At 64.8% G+C, this 22,704-nt stretch carries 14 protein-coding genes; 3 read left to right on the top strand and 11 right to left on the bottom strand.

Annotated features, from left to right (window positions below; translation table 11 throughout):
* Nucleotides 1-106: 106 nt before the first annotated feature.
* The 4 genes from L0966_RS20865 to L0966_RS20850 all read right to left on the bottom strand — a co-directional run bounded on the left by L0966_RS20865 (nucleotide 107) and on the right by L0966_RS20850 (nucleotide 8,111).
* Nucleotides 107-2,698: a plasma-membrane proton-efflux P-type ATPase gene (locus L0966_RS20865; protein ID WP_234054012.1), complete on the bottom strand. Its 2,592-nt coding sequence runs from the start codon at nucleotides 2,696-2,698 to the stop codon at nucleotides 107-109.
* Nucleotides 2,699-2,834: 136 nt separating this feature from the next.
* Complete coding sequence (locus L0966_RS20860; RefSeq protein ID WP_234054011.1) at nucleotides 2,835-4,010, bottom strand: acetate/propionate family kinase; 1,176 nt, start codon at nucleotides 4,008-4,010, stop codon at nucleotides 2,835-2,837.
* Between the two features lie 138 nt (nucleotides 4,011-4,148).
* Nucleotides 4,149-5,510, bottom strand: coding sequence for a bifunctional enoyl-CoA hydratase/phosphate acetyltransferase (locus L0966_RS20855; protein WP_234054010.1), 1,362 nt, complete (start codon nucleotides 5,508-5,510; stop codon nucleotides 4,149-4,151).
* A gap of 264 nt (nucleotides 5,511-5,774) precedes the next feature.
* Complete coding sequence (locus L0966_RS20850) at nucleotides 5,775-8,111, bottom strand: DUF3141 domain-containing protein (protein ID WP_234054009.1); 2,337 nt, start codon at nucleotides 8,109-8,111, stop codon at nucleotides 5,775-5,777.
* A 644-nt stretch (nucleotides 8,112-8,755) separates the two neighbouring features.
* On the opposite strand from L0966_RS20850, the gene L0966_RS20845 reads away from it, so the two are divergent.
* Together L0966_RS20845 and scpB are read left to right on the top strand one after the other, a co-directional pair.
* Nucleotides 8,756-9,883 carry a LuxR family transcriptional regulator gene (locus L0966_RS20845; RefSeq protein WP_234054008.1) on the top strand — a complete coding sequence of 376 codons (1,128 nt, stop codon included), beginning with the start codon at nucleotides 8,756-8,758 and terminating at the stop codon, nucleotides 9,881-9,883.
* A gap of 169 nt (nucleotides 9,884-10,052) precedes the next feature.
* Nucleotides 10,053-10,859: a methylmalonyl-CoA decarboxylase gene (gene scpB, locus L0966_RS20840; protein ID WP_234054007.1), complete on the top strand. Its 807-nt coding sequence runs from the start codon at nucleotides 10,053-10,055 to the stop codon at nucleotides 10,857-10,859.
* Nucleotides 10,860-10,868: 9 nt separating this feature from the next.
* Here scpB and L0966_RS20835 read toward each other — a convergent pair whose 3' ends face one another.
* The 7 genes from L0966_RS20835 to L0966_RS20805 form a co-directional block, all read right to left on the bottom strand.
* Nucleotides 10,869-13,268: a tetratricopeptide repeat protein gene (locus L0966_RS20835; protein WP_234054006.1), complete on the bottom strand. Its 2,400-nt coding sequence runs from the start codon at nucleotides 13,266-13,268 to the stop codon at nucleotides 10,869-10,871.
* A gap of 24 nt (nucleotides 13,269-13,292) precedes the next feature.
* A complete protein-coding gene (locus tag L0966_RS20830; protein WP_234054005.1) occupies nucleotides 13,293-13,994 on the bottom strand; it encodes a hypothetical protein in 702 nt (233 codons plus the stop codon).
* Between the two features lie 363 nt (nucleotides 13,995-14,357).
* Nucleotides 14,358-17,009, bottom strand: a complete 2,652-nt coding sequence (locus L0966_RS20825; RefSeq protein WP_234054004.1) for an arylsulfatase — start codon at nucleotides 17,007-17,009, stop codon at nucleotides 14,358-14,360.
* Between the two features lie 497 nt (nucleotides 17,010-17,506).
* The gene (locus tag L0966_RS20820) at nucleotides 17,507-18,274 is read right to left on the bottom strand and encodes a DUF1217 domain-containing protein (protein ID WP_234054003.1); all 768 of its coding nucleotides are present in this window, start codon (nucleotides 18,272-18,274) and stop codon (nucleotides 17,507-17,509) included.
* A 164-nt stretch (nucleotides 18,275-18,438) separates the two neighbouring features.
* Complete coding sequence (locus L0966_RS20815) at nucleotides 18,439-19,338, bottom strand: response regulator (protein ID WP_234054002.1); 900 nt, start codon at nucleotides 19,336-19,338, stop codon at nucleotides 18,439-18,441.
* Between the two features lie 646 nt (nucleotides 19,339-19,984).
* The gene (locus tag L0966_RS20810) at nucleotides 19,985-20,656 is read right to left on the bottom strand and encodes a response regulator transcription factor (RefSeq protein WP_234054001.1); all 672 of its coding nucleotides are present in this window, start codon (nucleotides 20,654-20,656) and stop codon (nucleotides 19,985-19,987) included.
* A gap of 559 nt (nucleotides 20,657-21,215) precedes the next feature.
* The gene (locus tag L0966_RS20805) at nucleotides 21,216-21,599 is read right to left on the bottom strand and encodes a response regulator (RefSeq protein ID WP_234054000.1); all 384 of its coding nucleotides are present in this window, start codon (nucleotides 21,597-21,599) and stop codon (nucleotides 21,216-21,218) included.
* A 183-nt stretch (nucleotides 21,600-21,782) separates the two neighbouring features.
* On the opposite strand from L0966_RS20805, the gene L0966_RS20800 reads away from it, so the two are divergent.
* The gene (locus L0966_RS20800) at nucleotides 21,783-22,493 is read left to right on the top strand and encodes a protein phosphatase CheZ (RefSeq protein ID WP_234053999.1); all 711 of its coding nucleotides are present in this window, start codon (nucleotides 21,783-21,785) and stop codon (nucleotides 22,491-22,493) included.
* Nucleotides 22,494-22,704 lie beyond the last annotated feature (211 nt).

Below are 22,704 nucleotides of genomic sequence, written 5' to 3'. Positions count from 1 at the left end.
GCTCCAACACACGGGAATACGGCTTCCCCCAACTATTCAGGTCAGCATTGCTTCCAGATGAGACGCATTGCGGCCCCGGCGGATCTTCGCCGGGGCCGCGGGGGCGTCAGGCCCGCAGGCGCTGCGTGAACATGTGGATGGCCCGCAGGCGCGAGGACGTGCGGTGGCTGACCAGCCGCTCCACCACGATGCGCAGGGCGCTGAGGAGGAAGGTCCACACGAAGCAGTAAGCGATCACGACGCCGATGGCCTCCCAGGAAATGGCGGGCACGAACCAGCCATAGGCGCACATCAGCATCGCCAGCACCTGGGTGGAGAGCAGCGCCGAGACCAGCGGCAAGGCCGGGAACGGCGGCAGGAAGAACCACTTCTCCGAGCGCGTGACGAACAGCAGCAGGTGGCCGCCGGTGACGAGCTGAAGGAACATCACCGTCTGCAGGTGGGTGGTGTCGGCAAGCCCCAGCATCTGGCCATAGACATGGCCGGCGACGGAGTTGATGGCCCACATGCCCGCCAGCAGCAGCCCGAACGACTGCACCACCGAGAAGAAGCCCAGCGCCGCCGACACGCTGAGGATGCGCGGCATCTTCCAGCGTATGGGTTGCTGGCTCACCGGCGTGTTGTCGTAGGCGATGGTCATGATCGGGATGTCATCCAGCAGCGAGATGATGACAATCATGATGGCGGTGAGCGGCTGGAAGCCCAGCAGGATGGTCGAGAGCACCACCAGGAACATGATGTCCATGGTCAGCGCCACGCGATAGATGGTGTAGGTGGTGATGCGGCCGAAAATGCGCCGCGCCTCGTCGATGGCGCTGTTGATGACCGAAAGGCCCGGCGCCGTGAGGATGAGGGCCGCCGCCCCGCGCGCCGCGTCCGTGGCGCCCGAGACCGCGGTGCCGCAGTCCGCCTGCTTCAGGGCGGGGGCGTCGTTCACTCCGTCGCCGGTCATGGCGACGATGTGGCCGCGCGCCTGAAGGGCCTTCACGATGGCATATTTGTGCTCGGGGAACACGCGGGCGAAGCCGTCCGCCCGCTCGATGGCATCGGAGATGTTGGCCGGCACATGGTCCGGGTCCATGTCCTTGGGGAACACGTCCGAGGCGGTGAGGATGTTGGTGCCCATGCCGAGCTGGCGGGCGGTCTCGATGGCGATGGCGGTGTCGTCGCCGGTGATCATCTTCACCCGCACGCCCTTCTCGCCCACGGCGTCCAGCGTGGCGCGGCTGTCGTCGCGCGGCGGGTCGAACATGGGCAGGATGCCGAGCAGCGTCCAGGTCTTGCCGTCGTCCTCCGAACGCGCCACCGCCAAAGCGCGATTGCCCTTGGCCGCCAGCGCCGCCACCGTGTCGTTGACCTTGGTGGCGATGTCCGCCGCCGGCTTCGCCAGCTCGACAATAGCCTGGGGCGCGCCCTTGGCGACGCTGATGAGCGTGCCCTTGGCGTCCTTCACGGTCGCCTGGGTGCGCTTGGTGACCGGGTCGAAGGGCACGAAGGCGGTCTGGGTATAGGTCTTGACCACCGCCGGGTCTTTCAGGCCCTCGATGACGGCGGTGTCGATGGCGTCGTGATCTTCCTCCCGCGAGGCCAGGGCGCCGGCCAGGATCACGTCCTGGCCATCGGTGGCGGCGATGAGGATGGGCTCGCCCAGCTTGAGCTGGTTCTTGGTCAGCGTGCCGGTCTTGTCCGAGCAGAGCACGTCCACACCCGCCATCTCCTCGATGGATTCGAGGCGGGAGACGATGGCCTTTTGCTTGGAGAGCGCCAGCGCGCCCAAGGCCATGGTGACGGAGAACACGGCCGGCATGGCCACCGGAATGGAGGCCACCAGCAGGATGAGCACGAACTGGAGGATGCCCAGGGCGTCATCCCACTTCCAGTCCTGCGCCACCACGGCCCGCTGCCACACCTCGGCCGCGACCAGCACCAGGGCCAGCACCACCGCCACCGCGATGAGGAAGTTGCCGATGTCGAACATGGCCTTCTGAGCATGGCTGACGGAGCCCGCCCCGGCCACCAGCTTGGCGGTGCGTCCGAAGAAGGTGTTGCCGCCGGTGCCGATGACCACGCCAGCCATCTCGCCCTGCTTCACCACGCTGCCCGAATAGGCCTCGTCCCCCTCTTTCTTGGCCGCCGGCAGGGATTCGCCCGTGAGCGCCGACTGGTCGATGGCCGCATAGCCCGGGCCGAACAGGCGCAGGTCCGCCGGCACCACCGCGCCAAGGCGCACCTTCACCACGTCGCCCGGCACCAGCTTGGCGGCATCCACGCTCGCCCATTGGCCGTCGCGCAGCGCGGTGGCCTCGGGCGCGAGACCCTTCTTCAGGGCCGCCAAGGCGTTGGACGCCTTGCTGTCCTGCCAGAAATCGAGCGCCGCGTTGAAGACCAGCAAGGCGGCAATGACCGTGAAGTCCTGCCAGTGGCCCAGAATGGCGGAGACCACCGCCGCCGCCTCGATCATGTAGGCGATGGGGCCGGCGAAATAGCCCAGCAGCCGGGACAGCAGGCTGCGTTCCTTGGCGATGATGGCGTTGGGGCCGTAGGTTTCGAGGCGCTTCTGCGCCTCCGCGGTGGAAAGGCCCTGGTCCGTCTTCACGCCCAGCGCGCGGAACACCTGGTCCAGCGGCATCTTTTCGAGATCGGCGCCGGCCGGCGCCGCGGACGCATCCTGTTGCTTCGGGGAAGGACTGGAGGACACGGCGGACTACTCCTTTCAGCAAGACGAGCGCGGCATAAAGCCAGCGGGTCAGAGCGAGGGGACGTCACATCACGCAAGGTAAGCGTGTAGTGGGCGCCCAGGCAATGTGTTTCGATGCAAGCGACGCCGGCCGTGTTCAGGCGCCGGCCACCAGATCCAGCGTGTGCCGGGCGATCATCAGTTCCTCATTGGTGGGGATGACGAAGGCCGCCACCTTGCTGTCGGCGGTGGTGATGCGCGGCCCGTTGCCGGCATTGGCGGCGGGGTCCAGCTTCAGGCCCAGCCATTCCAGCCGCTCCAGGGTCTTGGCGCGCACGGGGGCGGAGTTCTCGCCAATGCCCGCGGTGAACACCAGGGCATCGAGCCCGCCCAGAAGCGCGGTGTAGGAGCCGATGAACTTGACGAGGCTGTAGACGAAGTAATCCACGCTGAGCTGCGCCTGCGGCTCCGTGCTTTCCTGAAGCACCCGCATGTCGCTGCTGATGCCAGAAAGGCCAAGCAGGCCGGAATCGCCGTAGAGTTCCTTTTCAAGGCTGGCATCGGTTCCGGCCTTGGTCCGCAGCAGATAGAAGATCACGTCCGCCGGCACGTCGCCGGAGCGGGTGGCCATGGGCAGGCCGGTGAGGCCGGCGAAGGCCATGGACGTCTCGATGCTCTTGCCGTCGAGCATGGCGCACACCGAGGCGCCGCCCCCCAGATGCGCCACCACCACCCGCCGCGCCCCGGGCGCGACCTTCGGCACCTGGCGGCTGATATAATCGTAGGAAATGCCGTGATAGCCCCAGTGGCGCACGCCGGTGTCGCGCAGGGCCTTCGACAGCGGATAGATCTGCGCCACCTCGGGCATGGTCCGGTGGAAGGAGGTGTCGAACACCGCCACCTGCGGCAGGCCGGGAAAATCCTCCGCGATGGCCCGCGCGCCGCGCACGTTGAAGGCCTGATGCGAAGGCTCCATCACCGCGAGACTGTCGAGATAGTCCAGCACGTCGGGCGTGATGCGGGCCGGGCCGTCAAAGCGCGTGCCGCCCAGCACCACCCGGTGGCCGGCGCAGGTCACCTTGATGTTGGCCTCGTGCTTCTCCAGCCAGCTGATGATGAAATTGAGCGCCGCCTTGTGGTGCAGCACCTGCCCCTCGCCCCATTCATGGGCATCGATGGGCTTGCCGCCGGGCTCCTTGGCGATGAAATGGGGGTCGGTGGACATGCTGTCCACCACGCCCCGGCACAGCAGCCGCGCGTCCTTGTCCGTCGTATAGGCAGCGAATTTGAGGCTCGTGGATCCGGAGTTCACCACCAGAACGGCATCGGTCATGGGTCTTTGCTCCTTGGCTCCCGGAAGAGACGGTCGACGGGGCGCCTCGCTGACGCGGCGGACGAATAGACTGGGGACGACAAGACAGGGGACGGAAAGACAGGGGGAAGGCCAGAACCTCGTCCGGCCCGTGGGGCGTCAGTCGGCGGTCACGGGCAAGATGGCTTCCGGCTCGCGCCTCAGCGCATCCGCGTAGAGCACGGCGGCGGCGGCGGAGAAGCGACGGGCGGCAGCGCTGTCGGCGCGGCTGGTCAGCATCACCGGCACCCGCGCGCCCACCACCAGACCGGCGGTCTGCGCATCGGACATGAAGGCGAGATTCTTGTAGACCATGTTGCCGGCCTCGATGTTCGGCACCAGCAGCACGTCCGCGGCACCCGCCACCGGCGAAACGATGTGCTTCACCCGCGCCGCCTCCGGATCCACCGCCGCGTCGAGATCGAGCGGCCCGTCGACGATGCCGCCGACGATCTGGCCGCGATCCGCCATCTTCGCCAGGATGGCGCCGTCCAGGGTGGCGGCCATGCGCGTGCGCACCATTTCCACCGCCGCCAGCACGGCAACCTTCGGCTTCTCCACCCCGAGCGCACGGGCGAAACCTATGGCGTTCTGGCAGATGTCCCGCTTCTGGTCGGTGTTGGGCGCGATATTGAGGGCGACGTCTGTCACCACCACGCGCCGCGCATAGGTGGGCACGGCCATGAGGGCGCAATGGCTCAGCAGGCGCCCGGTGCGCAGGCCCGCCTCCTTCTGCACCACCGCGTGGAGCAGAACATCCGTGTGGAGGCTGCCCTTCATCAGCGCCGCCACCTCCCCGGCCCCGGCCGCGGCGGCCGCCTTGGCCGCCGACTCTTCCTCTCCCGAGGTCGAGACGATACGGGCGCCCGAAAGGTCGAGCTTGCCCGCCTGTGCGATGCGGCGGATATCCGCTTCCGGCCCAAACAGAACGGGCAGGATGAGGCCCGCCGCCGCCGCGTCCAGCGCCCCGGCGATGGCATCCAGGCTCAAGGGATGAACCACGCCCGTCGGCATGGGATTCAGGCCCCGGCAGCGTTCCAGCAACCCTTCCAGCCGATGTTCCGGCACCTCCACCTTCACCGCGTGGGTGGGTGCGGCGACCGTGATGGTCGCTGTGGCGATCAGTCCGCCATGCGGCCCGGCGAGGCGGCCTTCGAGCAGGAGCGTCTTGTCGGCTGCGTGGGTCTCCTTCACCTCGAGGCTCACGGTCAGGGGAGCATCCACCGGCAGGGCCCCGCACACCGTCACGGCGCTGTTGCGGATGACACCGCCCGGCCCCGGCAAAGCCGAGCCCACCAGCGCCGCGAACAGCGACGCCGAAATCCCTGCCACCGCCTGCCCCTCGCCGATGCCGGCAACGACGCCCGCATCGCCGAAGGCGCTGGCCCAGGCCCTCAGGTCCGAGCCGCGCACGGTGCGCCCGGTCGCGGCACTGTCGCCCGGCTTGATCTCCTCGAAAAGACGGTTCGCAACCGTTGGCATCGTCCTCAGCCTCCAAATTGGGGCGTCTTCCGGGAGCCGGCAGGTGGCTCACCGCAAAGCGCAGGCGCAAATTCCCGACCTCACCCCGGCGGCGGATACCCACCGGATGCTTCCAGGGGCGACTTCAGGGCCCCGCCCGACACCTGAGCGGCCCCCAGGCGCGCGGCGGCACCTTGCCGGCGCGGACCTGGGACCGCGCACGGCATGGTCGCGGACACCAAGGCCGCAGGAGGATGGGCGGACGGCGACACCGTCCGCATCACCTCAGTTGGAGGATTTCGCCGCGATCTGGCGGACATTGTCCGCCGCGAGAGCCAAAGCGGGATCCTTGGGCACGGCGGTGGAGAGGATGGCCGCCAGCCGCTCCACCCGCTGCTGCTCGGCCAGGGTGTATGTGCCGTCCGCCGCCGCAATGGACGCCACGGTGGCGGCCAGTTCCTGGCGCTTGGCCGGCTCGCTCACGAGATCGGCAATAGCCTCCACCGCCGCGTCCCGCTCCAAAAGCAGGATGTAAAACTGCTCGCGCACCAGCGCCTTGAACTCGTCGAGAGAGAGCTGCGTCAGCCGGCCGCGCGCATCGTTGAGCGACTTGGCCACGCATTCGTCCATGGTGCGTTCCGCCGAGATGACGAAGAGCGCGGCGCGCACCAGCGCCTCGTTGAACCCGCCCTGCTTCAGGCGAGAGCGGAACTCCTCCATCTTGTGCGCGCGGAAGGCCTCCTTCTGCGGGCTGTTGGCCGGAAGCTGGCGCACCTTCTCGTCCAGGTTCAGGCCCAGCATGCCCTGCACCACCGGCGAGCCGTAAATGGCGAAGAAGGCCTTCTCCACCCACTGGTCGCGCGCATCGCGGAAGGTGTCGAGGCTGGTGTTGATCTGGTCGGACAGCGCCTTTTCCGCCACCAGGAAGGGGTTGTCCGCGGCGGCGGGCTTGCGGGCCTTGTTAATCTCGCCGGCCAGCTTGGCCACGCCCTTCATGAAGGGGTTGGAGTCTGCGAAGGCGGTGTAGCTCGCCCGCAGCGGATTGGCCTTGAAGAGCAGGTCCGCGAATTGCGGCGTCGCCATAGCCCGCACCGTCGGCTGCAGGAAGGTGCGGTAGAGGGAATGGTTGATCTCGGACAGCCGGCGCACCGCCGCGAAGGCCCGATCATCCTCCACCGTATTGCGCCCATAGGCACGGATATCGTCCAGCGAGCGCGCCTCGAAGCGGCTGTGCCACGGGGCCTTGCCCGCACCCGCCGCGCTCGCTTCGGCTTGCGTCGCCGGCTCGATCACCAGCTCGTAGAGGCCCGGCGGCAGGCAGTCGATGAGGTCCATCAGGCGGACCATTTCCTCGTCTTCCTTCGCGCCCACCTTGGAGGACACGAAAATGGCAAGGTGGCCCACCTTCTGGTTCATGCAATAGACGATGGTGCGCCCTTCGGCGCGGATGTCGTCCACGTCCTTGTAAAGGTCGAGGATCCAGCCCAGCGTCTGGGGCGGCGGCGAAATGTTGTCGCCCTCGGAGGTGAAGACGATCACCGGCGAGGAAATGTTGCGCAGGTCGAACACCTTGCCGTCGGTGGAGCGCACCTCGTTGCGGGTCAGCTTGTCGCCGACGAAGAATTCGTCCACGAGGAACTGAATCTCAGTGCCGTTCAGCGTGATGAAATCACCCCACCACTTCTCGAATTCGAGATAGCGCTGGCCCTGGGTGTCGACCGCCGAATAGACGTCATATTGCTTGCCCCACAGCCAGTTGGCGGGGTTCAGATTGTCGAAGTTCAGGATCAGCCAGGTGCCGTCGAACTTGCCGCGGCCAAGATCGCTCACCAGCGCCGTCAGCCAGGACCCACCGAGCAGGCCGCCGGAATAGCGCATGGGGTTCTTGCCGTGCACGCCCTGCCAGTAGGAGATGGGCGAGCCGGCGACCATACAGGGGCCGAACAGGTCCGGGCGCAGCATCGCCACCATCAGCGTCTGGTACCCGGCCTGGCAGTTGCCGATGGCGAACGGGCGCGGCGCGTCCGGGTGCATCTCCACGATGCGCTCGAAGAAGGCCACCTGCCCTTCCACCACGTCCAGGAAGGTCTGTTCCGGCTCCGGCATGGCCGCGAAACCGATGAAATAGACCGGATGGCCGTTCCGCAGCGCCTCGCCGATCTCGCTCTCGGTCTTGAAGCCGCCAATGCCCGGCCCCTGGCCCGCGCGCGGGTCCACCACCACCACCGGGCGCTTGCGCGGGTCCACCTCCATGCCGGCCGGCGGCACGATGCGGGACAGGGAATAGTTGATGGGGCGTGGCAGAGCACGGCCGCTCATCAGCACTTCATGGTCGAAGGTGAGCACCGTCGCCTGCGGGCGCGAGGTGATCGCCTCCTGCTCGTTGCCGCGCTGGCGCAGCAGATCCAGGAACAGCACGGAGCGCTGCCAGGAATCGAGCAGATATTCGCCCAGGGGCCCGCCCGTGGCGCCCGCTGCGGGCCAGGCGCCGGCCCAGGCGGCTGGCGAAGCCGACGGCGTCGCGCCAGCGCCAAAGGATTTCGCCCAAGGCAGAACCGCAGCGCTCCAAGCGCGCGGATCAAGGATCGGAGTAGGCGTTGAGGGGGTGGATTCGCTGCTCATCGATACCTCGCTCAGCTCGGCCCAATCGATGCTCACAAGCGCGCAATCCAGACTGCCGGCACCTGTGATGCACTGCACTCTCGAACGGGACACAGCTAGAAACCGCAACTCTTGCTCGTCAAGCCCGTAAATCTACGCGCTTCACGATCAAGCCACATGCGTCCGCTCGACGTGGCCATTTTCTGGGTTTTGGAGAAGGCTTCAGCGGCTCGCCTCGCTGAGACGCCAGCCGACGCACCGTCAGCCGCCCCCGCCTACCGACGACAGACGCGGGCCCCTTCCTCGCCAGCAGAGGATAGAAGTGAGGCAGGACCGTAGAGATTGTACCCGCGCGGACAGTGCCTTCCCTGAAGGTGCCCGGCCCCGGCTGGAAATCTTAGCGCGTGTCCCATGACATCTCCATCTCAGCTGCGCCCCGCAATGACAGTCAAACGACTGCCACAACCGGGTCGATGCACGCGCCTCGGGCGGTCATGAGCTCGCATAAAAGCTGCCGGCCCGTCATCTCCCAGACGGGATATTCCGGAGCGAGCGGACATCATCTAGACCCTTGAACATTCAGAATGCGTCCCGCTATACCTTCGACCCTGCCCGCCGGCTTCCGGCCTGGCGCTTCCCTCCCTCATCAGGCGCGAGCGTGGATCTTGCTGACGTTCAGTGACGTGCTCTACCGCATCTACGAGGCGACCCTCAGCCCGGAGCGTTGGGACGGCGCCATGGACGCCATCGCCGCCCTTTCCGGCTCCACCGGCGCGCTGGTCTATGCGCGCAAGCCTTCCGGCTCCTGGGACATCGCGACCTTCTCGCCGGGACTGTCGGATGCCGTGCGCATCTACACGGACGAGGGGTGGTGGCAGCACAATCCCTGGCTCGACCAGTCCATCGAGATCGCCTTCCAGGCCGGCGACGTCTATTGCGACAAGGATATTCTCGGAGAGGCGCGGATCGAGGAGCAGCCCTTTTATGCGCAGTTCCTGCCGCGGGTGGGGCTGGGCTGGCAGATGGCGGCGGTGATCCATGCCGATCTCGGCGCCCCCACCGGCCTCGTGGTGCAGCGGGCGAAGACCAAGGGGCCCTACGCCGCCGAGGAAATGGAGACCCTGCGCCTGGTCTCGCGGCACCTGGAGCAGTCGCTGCGCATTTCCTCGCGCTTTGCGGCCCAGCGCACGGCCGGCCATTCCGCCACCGCCGCCTTCGACAGCATGGACCGCGCCGCCTTCGTGCTTGATGAGCAACAGCGGCCCCTGCTCATGAACCAGACCGCGCGCAAGCTCATCGGCAGCTACTTCAACCATGCTGAAGGGCGCGTGACGCCGGCGCAGCGGAACGAGCACGAGGCCTTCGCCACCGCCCTGCAGCGGGCCCGCGAGGGCTTCGCGGAACAGGGCGGCGCCCCCCAGCCCACCACCGTTTCCGGCCCAGAAGGCGCCTCCCCCCTGGTGGTGTGGACCCTGCCCATGGTCGGCGCGTCGGCGCACCATCTCAGCGACGGCGAGCACCGGGGGCATGTTCTGGTGCTTGCCCAGCCACTGGAGCAGGATCGGGTCATCGACCCCAGCGTGCTGCGCAACGCTTTCGAACTCACCCTGGGCGAGGCGCGCCTCGCGGCCCTGCTGGGCGCCGGTTCCACCCTGAAGGACGCCGCCCACGAGCTGCACATTACTGAGGGCACCGCCCGCGTGGTGCTGAAGCGCGTGTTCCAGAAGCTGAACATCAGCCGCCAGGCCGAACTCGTCGCCAAGCTCTCGGCTTTCACCCATAGCGCCACCTAGAACGTTTCCGGGCGAAGGAAACGCGCAAAAGCCGGCCCGGCATGGTTTCCCGCGGCAACGGCCCGGGCGCGCCAGTGAATGCACCGCAGCAAAGCGTCTCCCGAACGCAACGCAGAAATGGTAGGGCGAGGCGGAAGCATCACGCGCCGGGTGCGCCAGGAGCAGCGACATGACCGTTTCCCAGCAGATCACGGCCCCGGCCCTCGTGAGATACGAAATCCTGGAGCATGTCGGCGTCATCACGCTCGACAATCCATCCAAGCGCAATGCCTTGAGCCGGGAGCTGATGACTGGCGTGCTCCTGGCGCTCGACACCTGCCGAGCCCAATCGGTGCGGGTGGTGGTGATCCGGGCCGCCCCCGGCATGCAGGTCTGGTCCGCAGGCCACGACATCCACGAGCTGCCGCGCGGACATGAGGACCCCCTCTCCTATCGCGATCCGCTGGAGTGCGTGCTGCGCGCCATCCGCACCTATCCCGGCGCGGTCATCGCCATGGTGCAGGGCGCCGTTTGGGGTGGCGCGTTCGATCTTGTGCTCTCCTGCGACATGATCATCGCCGACGAGACATCAACCTTCGCCATCACGCCCGCCAATCTCAGCCTGCCGTACAATACCACCGGCCTGCTGCACTTCCTGCACCGGCTGCCGGTGAACCTGGTGAAGGAAATGTTTTTCTCGGCCCAGCCCCTGGCCGCCGACGCCGCGGAGCGGTGGGGCATCATCAACCGGCTGGTGCCGGCGGAGGAGATCGAGTCCCACACCCTAGCCTTCGCGTCCCTGATGGCCTCGAAGGCGCCGCTCGCCATCGCGGTGGTGAAGGAGCAGCTGCGCGTGCTGACCGATGACCAGCCGGTCCCGGCACAGGTGTTCGAGCGCATCCAGGACATGCGCCGGCAGGTGTTCGAAAGCGCGGATTACGAGGAAGGCATCACCGCCTTCCTGGAAAAGCGCAAGCCGGTCTTCCGCGGCGTCTGAAGCGCCCGCTCAGCGTGGCCCGGGGGTAGCCCCGAGCCGCTGCACCATGCGAGCCAGCTCCATATCGTCCGGCCGCATCTGCGACAGGCGTTCGGCCAGGGGCGCCGCCCGCGCCACATCCCGCGCGCGCAGCGCATCCTGGAGGGCCAAGGCGAGCAGATCAGCGTCAAAGGGCGTGCGCTCCAGCGCCTCGCGCGCCACCCGCCGCGCATCGTCTCCACGCCCCACCGTTTGCAGCGCCACCGCATAGACATAGGCATAACGCGGCGTGTCCGGCGCCAGGGCGACGGCGCGGCCTAGTGCATCCAGAGCCGCCACCAGCCGCTTCTGGCGCACCAGCGACAGGCCGAGCGCATGCTGCGCCTCGCCGGATGTGGGCGCGTGGGCAATGGCGTCGCGCAGCACGGCCTCCGCCTCCTGCTCGCGCCCCTGCGTGCGGTACAGGTCCGCCAGGTTCACCGCCAGAGACGCAGCGGAAGGGTCCAGCTTCAAGCCGGCCTTGAGCTCCCGTTCCGCCCCGGCGATATCCCCCTGACGCGCCAGGAAGGTGGCAAGGTTGCCGCGCCCTTCCGGTCGATCCGCATTGACCTTCTGCGCCGCCTCATATTCCCCAAAAACGCGGATCAGGCGGTCACGATCGGCCTCGGGCACCGCATTGGGGGCGACATCCGCCAGCAGCGAGGCGACCTCCAGCCGCACCACGGGGCTTGGATCATCCAGCAAGGTGGAGCCCCGCTGCCAGCGCGCCTGCGGCGGCAATCCCGCCAGCGAACGCAGTGCCACCACCCGCACCATGGGATCGGGATCCGACAAGGCCGGCCCGTTCACGGCCGCCGTGGCGGCGGAGGGGAAACGCTGGACCTCCGCCAGCGCCGTGGCGCGCACCAGGCCCGGCACCGCCGCATCCTGCGCCAGCCGCAGCAGGGCGGAGCGCGCCGCAGGGTCCCCTGCCCGCGCCGCGTGGAAGGGCTCGGCCCAGGTCTGGAAGCCTTTACGATCGGGGCCATGCCAGCGCGCCACGGCCTCTGCCGCCCAGGCGGCGGATTTGTCGGCGTGGCAGTCGTTGCAGGTGTTGGGCGTGCCGATCGACACGGTGCGATCGGGCCGGGGAATGCGGAAGGAATGATCGTGGCGGCGATCCACGCCCATATAGGTGCGCACCGGCATATGGCAGGAAATGCAATCCGGCGCCTTGGGCCCCGGGGCGTGGCCGGTATGTGCGGTGGTCTCGAACTTCTCGGGCAGGTGGCATTGCGAACACACCTGCGCGCCCTCTGCCTTCAGCCGACCGGAATGGGGATCGTGACAATCAGAGCAGACCACGCCCTTGGAATACATCAGGCTCTGCTTGAAGCTGTGGTCGTTGAAGACCTCGTCCCGCATCTGCCCGTCATCCTCGAACAGGCCGGTGGAAAGCAGGGTCGGCAAATGGGTATCGGTGAGGGACAGGCCGGGCCGCCAGTGCTCGGAGAAAATGCCGCGCCGGGCATGACAGCGGGCACAGCCCTCCACCTCGTCGCCAATGGCGCGGGAGGCGCCCTTGGCGGGACTGCCGGTGTGCGGATCAGGCGTGAAATCCGCCTCCGCCCGGGCAGCGGCCACGGTGGGGAACCCCTTGTGCGGAGTGCTGGGATCCGCCCCACCCTTGGCCCAGGCCACATGGGCGGCGCCCGGCCCATGGCAGCTCTCGCAACCAACGCTCACCTCCGAAAAGGTGGTGTGGAAGGTGTCGGCGGCGGGGTCGTAATTCCTGGCCACGGCTGTCGAATGGCACTCCGCGCACATGAAGTTCCAGTTCTGGTACAGCTTGGTCCAGTGCATGGGGTCGGACGCCACCGGTGGCACATCCGGGTAGAGATGGAACCAGCGTTGCCCACCGTCCGCCTTCGGCCGCGTGTCGAAGGCGAAGGGCAGCGCCTGGAGCCGGCCATCGGGAAACGTCACCAGGTATTGCTGCAGCGGCGTGACGCCGAACACATGGCTGATCTCGAACGTCTCGGTGCGCCCGTCCGGCCCGTCGGTTTCCACCATGTAGCGGGGGCCATCGCGGAAGAAACGGGCGCTTGCTCCCTTCACCGACACGCGGACATCATCGAAGTCGCCCCTCACCGTCTCAGGCGTGGCCAGGGCCATGGCCGCGGCGTGGTGGGAGGACAGCCAGGCGCGCGTCTCATCGGCATGGCAGGAGGCGCAAGCCGCCGAGCCCACATGGCCCATGGCATTACCATGGCCATCGCCGGCATGGGCGGCATCCGCGTCCAAGCCGCCGACGCCCCCCGGTGCCAGCTCCATGACGGCGGTTTGTGCCTGGGCGCGGCCCTCGGGCATCCGCGTGCCCAACGCGATCACGCATGCGGCCGCGAGCCCCGCGGTCATGGCGAGGAGGGTCGGAATGAAACGCTTGCGCATGCTGGGATGACCGCTGCTCCGTCCTCAGAAATGATAGGCGACGCTGAGGAAGGGCCCGTGAATGGTGGTGGTGTAGCGGAAATCCGCCGATGGACTCGTAACTGACTGATAATCCGTATAAAGCGCCCGATAGCCAATGGCGGTGGACCATGCTTCGGTCCAATTATACCCCAGCGACACGAACCCCTGCGAAGTCAGCTTGGAGCCCACGCCGAAGCCGCCGATATCCGCCAGCGCATTCACGAACCACTTGTCGTTGATGCGGTATTGCAGCAGCAGACCGAACACCGGGTCCAGCCATTCTTTGACATCGCTCTGGGAAAAAGAAATCGGCAGCAGGCCGGAGCTGATGGTCGTGTCGAAGGTCAGGCGCTGGTAGCGAAAGCCCGCAGTGGCGCTGAGATCGAAGCCGGGCCCGCCCACCGGCAGGCGATAGCCCGCGATGCCGCTGGCGATGAACAGCTTTTGGGTGGCGGAAAGCTGGGGCAGCCCCGTCCAATCCAGGCTTTTGTCGGCGGACAGCTTCGACCAGACAATGTCCGCGAAAAGCGTCCAGCCATCCTTCTTGGCCAGAAACGTGCCCATGAAGGCGCCATCCAGGTGCGACACCACATCGGAGAACGAGGCATCCACCGGGAACGTCGGCAGGCGGCGCACGCCCACATTGCCATCAATGCCCGTCGCCCACCCATAGAGCGCGAACTCGAACTCCCAGCGTGATTCCACCGGCGCGCCGACGGTCCCAGGGCCACCAAGCGGCGCCGCCGGCGCAAGATCAGCCGCACGAGCTGGCACGCCGACGCACATGCTCATCGCGCAGATGGCCGCGGCCAGCTCCGCGCGCGCGCGCTTCTTCTGCCCCCCATGGCTGGCGGCAACGCGAGTGCGCCTTCTCCGATCGTGATCGCCCACCTGAGCCTCGCTCCCTCTGCCGGCGCCGGCCGCCCCTTCAGGTTGCCCCGGCTCATTTTTCTCGCCTGATCTTGCCCGGTGACGGCTCCCCACGCCAGAGGAACTTCCCCATGGTGCCATCGCAGCGCCGGCGGTGAGGCCCTTCGGCCACAGCCAAAAGAGGTATTTCCCCTCCTATCAGTGCATGCACTCCTGCACGAACTTGATGCGATCGAACAGATCCAGATTTTTCGCCAGCGCCTCGTCCCGGCAGGCTTTGAACCGGTCGAGCCGCGCGGTGACGGGGCTCACCCCGCCCAGCGCATTCACCGCCTCCGCCTCGCCGGCCACGGGCCCGTCCGCCGCCTTGGCGCGCGCCGCCTTCAGCCGCGCCACATCCTCCGGAGAGAGCTGCGGCGCATCGATGGCGAGGGTGATCTCGCCGATGGTGCCGTTGAACGAAAAGGGCACCTGATAGTCCGCATCGTCCACCGGCGTGCCGGTGTCGGCCCCCACATCCAGGTTTTCGTCCCAGGCGAGGATGAAGGGGATGGTATGCTCCATCCGGCCGGTGGCGACCACATTGCCGTCCACCCTCAACGTACCGGTCCCGCCGCGGCCGATGCCGCTGGTGGAGCCGAACGCCAGCGTGCCCGCACCGAGGCCGTCATATTTGAAATCAAACACCAAGGTGTGCTTGCCGGGGCTGAGTGGCGCCTGCCCCTGCCACTTGATGCGCTTCAAACCGACCAGGTTCCAGGTGAAGGTCGGCCTGCCCTTCAACAGGTAGAAGCCATAGCCTGCAAAACGCCCGCCCTGGGTGATGAGCATGCCATCCCCGCCCCCCGCGGGCACGTCCACCTCGGCGGTGAAGGTGTAGGAGGTGTTCAGTACCGAGGGCGCGTCCCCGTTCGGTGTGCCGATGAGCGGCGAGCGCCAGGTGAACACATTGCGCCCCGCCGTGATGCTCGGACGTGGCGTGATGAGGCGCGTGGTCAGCGTTGCATCAAGCGGCAGCACCTGGTGCTTTTTCGCCTCTGCCCAGAACAGAGCCGACAGCTCCTGCACCTTTTCCGGGTTCTCGGCGGCGACATCCTGATACTGCGTCCAGTCGTCAGCCAGATTATAGAGCTCCCAGGGATAATGGACGGGATCGAGGTCCGGATTGCTCACCGTAACCCATGGCGGGCGCATGACCTTGCTGGAGAGAATCCAGCCGTCGTGATAGATGGCGTGGTCGCCCATCATTTCGAAATACTGGGTGACATGGCGCGAGGGCGCATTCGCATTGCCCTTGGCAAAGGTGTAGGCCATGCTCACCCCTTCAATGGGCGCCTGGCGGATGCCGTTCACCTCCTCCGGCGCCTTGATGCCCGTGGCCTCGAGCACTGTGGGCAGAATGTCCACCACATGGTGGAACTGATTGCGGACCCCGCCCTTGTCCGTGATGACCTTCGGCCAGGAAATGGCCATACCCTGACGCGTGCCGCCGAAATGCGAAGCCACCTGCTTCGTCCACGAAAACGGCGTGTCGAATGCCCAAGTCCAGCCGACTGCCATATGGTTGTACGTCTTGTCCGACCCCCACACATCATAGAAATACTTGAGCTGGTCCTCCACCGGCACATCGACACCATTGAACATGGCAACCTCATTCGGCGTGCCGACCAATGTGCCTTCCGCGCTGGAGCCGTTGTCGCCGCTGATATAGATGATCAATGTATTGTCGAGCTTGCCGGCGGCCTCCACCGCGTCGACAACACGCCCGATCTCATGGTCCGTGTACATGAGATAGGCCGCGTAAACATCCACCTGCCGCTTGAACATCTTCTTGTCGTCGTCAGAAAGCTGATCCCAACGCTTCAAGAGATCATCTGGCCAAGGCGTGAGCCGCGCATGCGCCGGAATGACGCCCAGCCTTTTCTGGTTCTCAAAGATCTGCTCTCGCAGCACATTCCAGCCCTTGTCGAACAGGTGCAGGCGTGTCGCCTTCTCGATCCATTCGGGTGTCGGGTGGTGGGGCGCGTGGGTGCCGCCGGGCGCGTAATAGATGAAGAAGGGCTGATCAGGCGTAAGGGTATTCACCTTATTAATATAGGCAATCGCCTCATCCGCCATGGCTGTGGTCAGGTTGAAATCGGGATGACCTTCAAATGGATAGATATAGGTGGTGTTGCGGGCCAGGTTATCCGGCTGCCATTGGCTGGTATCCCCACCCATGAAACCATAGAAATACTCGAAGCCCATGCCTGTCGGCCATTGGTCGAAGGGCCCGGTGGAAATCGCCTGGAAGGCTGGCGTGTTGTGGTTCTTGCCGAACCAAGACGTGCGGTAGCCATTGCCGAGCAGGATCTGCCCAATGGTGGCCTTATCCTTGGTGATGACACTATCATACCCCGGATAGCCCGTGGCCATTTCTGCAATGACACCATAGCCGGCCACATGGTGGTTTCTCCCCGTCAGAAGCGCGGCACGGGTTGGCGAGCACAGGGAAGTCGAGTGGAAATTGGTGTACCGCAGGCCATCATTGGCGATCCGATCGAGCGTCGGCGTCGGGATCACCCCACCAAAGGTGGAGGGCGCGCCAAAGCCCACATCATCAGTCATGATCAGCAGGACATTGGGCGCCCCCGACGGCGGAACAATGCGGGCCGGCCAATAGGGCCTCGAATCCTGTGACAGATCCTTGATGACGCCGCGAAACGGCTGCGGAGGCGGCGGCAGCTGCAGCCCGTCAATGACAGTGGTGGAGTCTGGCGCACCGGGAGTGCCGATGACCGACTGAGCCACCACCGGCAGCGCGGGACACAGACTCACCAGCGTCACGACCAGGGCTGCAAGGCGGAGCATCTTCTACCTCCTCGTTCCAAGGGGGCGCCCGTTTGATCGCGCCAATGGGCTCGACGGCCTCATTGAACAACAAAAATGCGACCGGCGCACGCGCCGTTGCATTCCCGGTACAAGCACACCATAAATTGCGCGAGCTGCGCGATCAGTGAGCGAAAGCGGAGAGTCGAGCCCGCCCCTTCAACGCGACGTCTCGCCTTACCGGCGCCGACGATTGGAACGCACCACTACGGACTGCTGCACTTTGTGGCCGACAAAGCCAAGCCAAGGTTTCTCCGCAGCTGCGGCTGGCTCGACAATCCCGCCCCTCCGCCACGCAGCCAACGGAGCGCACATCTGCCATTCCTTAGACGCCGGTGGATCTCTTGTGCCATGACCATCGACCGCCCAACGCCCGATGGATGAGCGAGAGCGAAGCCGCAAAAAAGCAAAACGCCCCGCGATTGCGAGGCGTCTGGAAGCGTTTCTGCTTCGCGCGGCCGCCAACACGGCCCCGCCAGCTAGAACAATGCAAGCGTCTCGCTGGATGAGCTGCTCGACGTATCCATTCCGAACAGCGCGAGGATGGGAGCACTACTCGCATTCTCGGTGATGTCCCAGAGAGCGGCGAAGCGGGCCAGCAGCTTGTCCACCTTCTCCGGATCCTGCAGGTCTGTGAGGTCAAGCTTCGATTCGACCACGGTCTTCTGCGTATCCAGATCCATGCTGCCCAGGCTCTCGGGCAACCCATAAGCCGTGGAAACCACCTTCCACATGGCGCTGTCCGCAAGCAGGCCAAAAGCCGTGGAAACAGTGGAAGCCGTACGCTTGAAATAGAGTGCCAGCTGAACACCGGCGTCCGTCTGCCCGACATCGTCTTCGAGCGACTGCTCCATATAGGCGTTCACCACGCTCTCAGTGGAAGCTGTCGTCGATGTGTCGGTCGCATCCGGATTGAGGGACGCAAACGCCTTCGCGAAATTCACGAACCGGGTGTCGGTCAGCTTGTTGGCGAAGCTGTTCTTATCGGACAGGTCGCTTTCGAGCACCTTGGCCATGTACGCTTTCGCATACACCATGTCGCTGAGGCCATAGGCCGTCATGGCATAGTTGAACAGCCGATAATTGCTGACGAAATCGTCAACCGACGTCACCTTGCCGATATTCTCTTCGTAATAGGCGGTGGCGTTCTTGGTGATCGGATCAGCAGCCTGCTGCTCCAGCATCTTGTCGCTGTTTTTCGCGTAGTAGTTGTAAGTCGCGTATGTCGTTCCGAGATAGATGCTCATCGCCCCGCACCGCTTAGGTCTGACTGCGATCCTCTCGCGCCCGAAATATCAAACGCCTGACATTCGCCACGCTGAATCCAATGCGCTACAATAGGCCAGTCGCAGCACTGCTTCAAGGCCAACCTTCCGCCAATACCGCACACCGCACGGGGTGCCCCTGCCGTTCAGTCCAGCTTGAGACCGATGCGCTCGGCCTGCCGCTCCACGAAGGCCTCCATGCGCTCGCGCCCCAGGGGCGTGAGCCGTACCACAATGCGGCGCTTGTCCCGGGCATCCGGCATCTTGTCGAGCAGCCCGGCTTGCCGAAGCTCATCAATCCTCCGCAAGGCGGTCGTGGTGGGCGCGCCGGATGCGATGCACAGACTTGTCACCGAGATGGGCCGATCGCACGCTTCCGCAACCGCCAGGTCCAGCATCATCTCCCAGGCGGGATCCGAAAAAAGATTCGCGTCGAAAATTGCCGCGCGATCCGCCCGCGCGGCCACCAGCGCTCGCAGATACTCCGATCGCCCGATGGTCCCCGGCCCCTCCACCGCGACGGGCTCAGCCTCCCGCACTAGCGAGAATGCGCGGGTAATCGCATTCGCGACCTCTTCCACCGTCACCGGCTTCTGGAGAAAATCCACCGCATGGAGGCGGAGCGCACGGACCGCGCGGTCCAGCGAGGCGTGTTCGGTCATGACGATTGCCGCGAGCGGGCGCCGCCGACGGCGCAGCGCCAATTTCTGCAGCAGCTCGGCTCCATCGATACGCGGCAACTGCAGATCCGTGACAAGGACCTGCAAGCCCTCGTTCCGCCTCACCTGATCTAATGCCTCGATCGCCGATCGCGCCGTTAAGGTAGGGATATCAAGGGCCTGCAAACCTTCATGGAGCTCGGCCAGGAGGTGGGCATCATCGTCCACCAGCAAAACACGAGGGACCCCCTGTACCTGACTGCCCATTCCCTTGCCCCCGCGGCTCTGAGCACCGGACACGGGATCGCAGACGCTCATTCCTTCAGCACGGGACTGCTGCTGCAGCCCAGCCGAATGCGAGGGAAGGCCCTTGGTGGAGATCGACATCGCGCGCCCGTTCAATGTCTAGGTCTGCCATGTTACTGCCGCACTTCGCAACCGCCTTGGCCCTCCGGTGTCACCCAATCTTGACAAATGCGGCAAAAATGTAGCGAGAAAGCGCCGCCGGCCGGCAAGAGCCGCACGCGGCGCGAGTACGCCGAAAGCCGGCAATCCGCACTGCCCTCCACACCACGGATGACCAACGGAAACACCTTGACGCGACAGGCACTCAGAATGCCCACCGCCGCAGTGAGGCAGCAAACGGCACGCAGCGCCGATTTTGACACGTTACACCGCAACACGCATGAGCCCACTGGCGCCGGATCCTTCTCGGCCCACTGCGCTAGCCTGCAGACGCTGTTCAGGAGAAAATGGGAGAACTTGCCTCAGCCGCCCACAACACGCGCGTCAAGGGTGCTACCGCCACACCTAATGGGAGCGAACAAATCGGCCATGGCTTAACAGTCGCCAGCGAGCCCCGGCTAACCGCGCCCGTTCAATGCCTACCGCGAGCGGCTCATGCCCCTTTTCGCAGGACACCATGCTTTAATGCACGAGCAGCACAGATAACGCGCCTCAAGCCACACGTCATCGCGCCGCCTGTACAGCCGAGGAATCTCTCTCGGCTGTACAGACCCTCGACACACCCAGTTCAGCCGACGAACTGATAGCCGAGATAACGCTTAGCGTCGATGACGTCGTAACCAAGCTTCAAGCGGAGCTTCTTGCGCAGCTTGCTCATGTGGCCTTCAATCACGCTCTCATCGACATCGTCGTTGAAGATACCGTAGATCGTATTGAAGATCTGCGTCTTGGTAACGCGACGCTTGCTGTTCTTCACCAGGTACTCAAGGATGTGGCGCTCCCGTCGCGGCAAAGCCAACGCCTGCCCGTCAATCTCGGGATCGCGACCATCGAAGAACACCTTCAGGCGCTCACACTCTAGAACCTGAGGCTCAGTCGCGCGAACACGACGCCACACAGCATCCGCGCGCGCCATGATCTCCTTCACATGGACGGGCTTACGAACGACATCGTCGATTCCCGCAGTGAACAACTCAAGCGTGTGCGTTAAGGATTTAACATCTTCAAGCGCAATAATCGGAGCGCTCGAATAGCCTCGAATGAGGTCTGGATATCCGGTGCGCCCGTCCACGTCCCCCACCAGGAAACTCTCGACCGCACCAAGATCCTCTTCGCACGTCGTCAGAATCCAATCGCGGAACTCACTATGCGTAAATCCCTGCGAAGCGACCCCTTCGCGGGAAAAAGCCCCAACATAGCTTTCGATAACGGACGTCCGCTCGTCCACGACCACATACATCCCACCCTCCATACTCAAGGTGGGTGCGCCCTGCCCGACCCGGTAAAAATGCCGGAGCCGGTTCCCCCAGAGGCACCAACCATAGGAAGGTAGCATATTCGCGATTCCCCAAGCGGCAATCCGCGCAAATACGTTAACTCAATATTAATAATTCCACACTGGAGTGCATTGCACAAAACGCCCGCGAAAATGGACCGAACTCACCTCTTCAAACGAATCATTTTTGATCAAAATCAAAGGGATGAGGCGCCATCTAAATCCAGAATAGCGATTTCGGCACCGCGTCGAAGGCTCCGATTCGGAGCAGTTGCCGACGCCACCGGACCGCCCCACCCGCGACACTGACCAGCATCCGGGTACCCACCTCAGTCGCGCAAGGGACAACACGCCGAAAGGTTACATCACACCTTCAGCGCCCGGATGTCGTTCGGAGAACCCGCCGATGAGCGGGACGCTCGGCCGCGAAGAAAACGCAGCCTGAGCGACGGTGAGGGACACCATCGACGCGACATGAACCACGCACCGAATCTTGCGCGCCCGCCTCCCCGCGCCAGGCGGATCAGCTCTCGAAAACAGCGTCGATCTTACCCTTAAGGGTCTGCGCATTGAACGGCTTGACGATATAGTTGTTCACGCCTGCTTTCTTCGCAGCGATGACGTTTTCCGACTTCGCCTCAGCAGTAATCATGATGAAGGGAATGTCGCTCAGAGCGTCATCGCCGCGAACCTGCTTCAGCAGCTCATAGCCAGTCATCGGCTCCATATTCCAATCGGAGATCACGAGACCGTACTTGCGCTCTTTCAACTTCGCGAGGGCCTCAGTTCCATCAGCAGCCTCATCCACGTCATCGAAGCCGATCTGCTTCAGGAGATTGCGGATGATGCGGACCATCGTCTTGTAGTCGTCCACCACGAGGACCGGCATCGAAAGATCAATCGCCATCTCACACTCCGCAAACAGGCGAACAAGTCTTCTCCAGCGGCAACCATGCCACCAAACCACAAGCCCTTGTGCAATCAGGAGCTTGCATGAAGCTTGCGGACGCGACAGCCAGGGGCTTTCGGGGGACGTTTTTCCGCCGTATAGAGGTGGAACGGTGATTTCCGAGCGTTCCAGGAGAGTTGCATGTCGGGTGCGCGTCGTCGTCCGTTCCGCATCGAGACGGCCATGGGCAATGCAGTGAGCGACGCCGAGGGGATGACAGCCCTGACATCGTTCGATAGCCAGATCAACAGCATTCTCGGACAGCTTGCTGAAGTCCGCGAAGAAATCCGCAAGTTCCAAGAGCGCGATCCGACCCTCGCGCGTGAGCGTGATCGCAGCGTTCTTTGGTCCGGCATCGAGACCATCCAGGATGCCATCCGCAATACACGTCACGAGATTGCGACCATTCACACGGAGGGCTCGCGGGGCGAGCGCCTGCACACGGCCACTAGCGAGCTCGAAGCGGTCGTCAGCGACACCGAAGGCGCCACCGAGACCATCCTGTCCTCAGCTGAAGCCATCGACAACTTGAGTCAGAAGCTGGTCAGCCGCCTTTCGGACGGCGACCTGGAACTGGCGCACGCCATTCAGAACGAAGTGGTGAAGCTGTTTGAGGCCTGCAATTTCCAGGACATTACGGGCCAGCGCATCCGCAAAGTGGTGAAGCTGCTCGTCTTCATTGAAGAGCGCGTGAGCCGCATGACCGAGATTTGGGGCGGCAGCGAACTCGTGGAACGCGCCAAGGAGATGGAAAAGCAGCGCGAGGGTGATACTGCGCTGCTGAATGGCCCGGCGCTGTCGCACGATCAGAACGTCGTCTCCCAGGACGACATCGACAGCCTTTTCCGCTGAGCAACCGACTGGCCCAGGGTGCGTCACTCCTTGCGACGCACCCTGTGAGGCCTTCGTTGATTTTGACGGCTCGGCCTCACTTGGCTCGGTGAATTTTCGCGACGAAGCGAGCGGCATGCGCCCTCGACCGTGCCTACGAGAGCTTCGCGGCCTCAGCAGACCCGATCCCGCCGGAAGTGATGCTGACCGGTTCAGCCGAACAATTCACACG

The organism is Xanthobacter sp. NM-59, from assembly GCF_021401125.1.
In the GTDB taxonomy this organism is placed as follows: domain Bacteria; phylum Pseudomonadota; class Alphaproteobacteria; order Rhizobiales; family Xanthobacteraceae; genus Xanthobacter.
This window is presented reverse-complemented; position numbering and strand designations above follow the sequence as displayed.

Bases quoted from the DNA above. Each gene is read 5' to 3' on its own strand.
- L0966_RS20800 (WP_234053999.1), top strand. From the start codon at position 21,783: ATGTCGGGTGCGCGTCGTCGTCCGTTCCGCATCGAGACGGCCATGGGC.
- scpB (WP_234054007.1), top strand. From the start codon at position 10,053: ATGACCGTTTCCCAGCAGATCACGGCCCCGGCCCTCGTGAGATACGAA.
- L0966_RS20815 (WP_234054002.1), bottom strand. From the start codon at position 19,338: ATGTCGATCTCCACCAAGGGCCTTCCCTCGCATTCGGCTGGGCTGCAG.
- L0966_RS20820 (WP_234054003.1), bottom strand. From the start codon at position 18,274: ATGAGCATCTATCTCGGAACGACATACGCGACTTACAACTACTACGCG.
- L0966_RS20850 (WP_234054009.1), bottom strand. From the start codon at position 8,111: ATGAGCAGCGAATCCACCCCCTCAACGCCTACTCCGATCCTTGATCCG.
- L0966_RS20860 (WP_234054011.1), bottom strand. From the start codon at position 4,010: ATGACCGATGCCGTTCTGGTGGTGAACTCCGGATCCACGAGCCTCAAA.
- L0966_RS20835 (WP_234054006.1), bottom strand. From the start codon at position 13,268: ATGCGCAAGCGTTTCATTCCGACCCTCCTCGCCATGACCGCGGGGCTC.
- L0966_RS20805 (WP_234054000.1), bottom strand. From the start codon at position 21,599: ATGGCGATTGATCTTTCGATGCCGGTCCTCGTGGTGGACGACTACAAG.
- L0966_RS20855 (WP_234054010.1), bottom strand. From the start codon at position 5,510: ATGCCAACGGTTGCGAACCGTCTTTTCGAGGAGATCAAGCCGGGCGAC.
- L0966_RS20825 (WP_234054004.1), bottom strand. From the start codon at position 17,009: ATGCTCCGCCTTGCAGCCCTGGTCGTGACGCTGGTGAGTCTGTGTCCC.
- L0966_RS20810 (WP_234054001.1), bottom strand. From the start codon at position 20,656: ATGTATGTGGTCGTGGACGAGCGGACGTCCGTTATCGAAAGCTATGTT.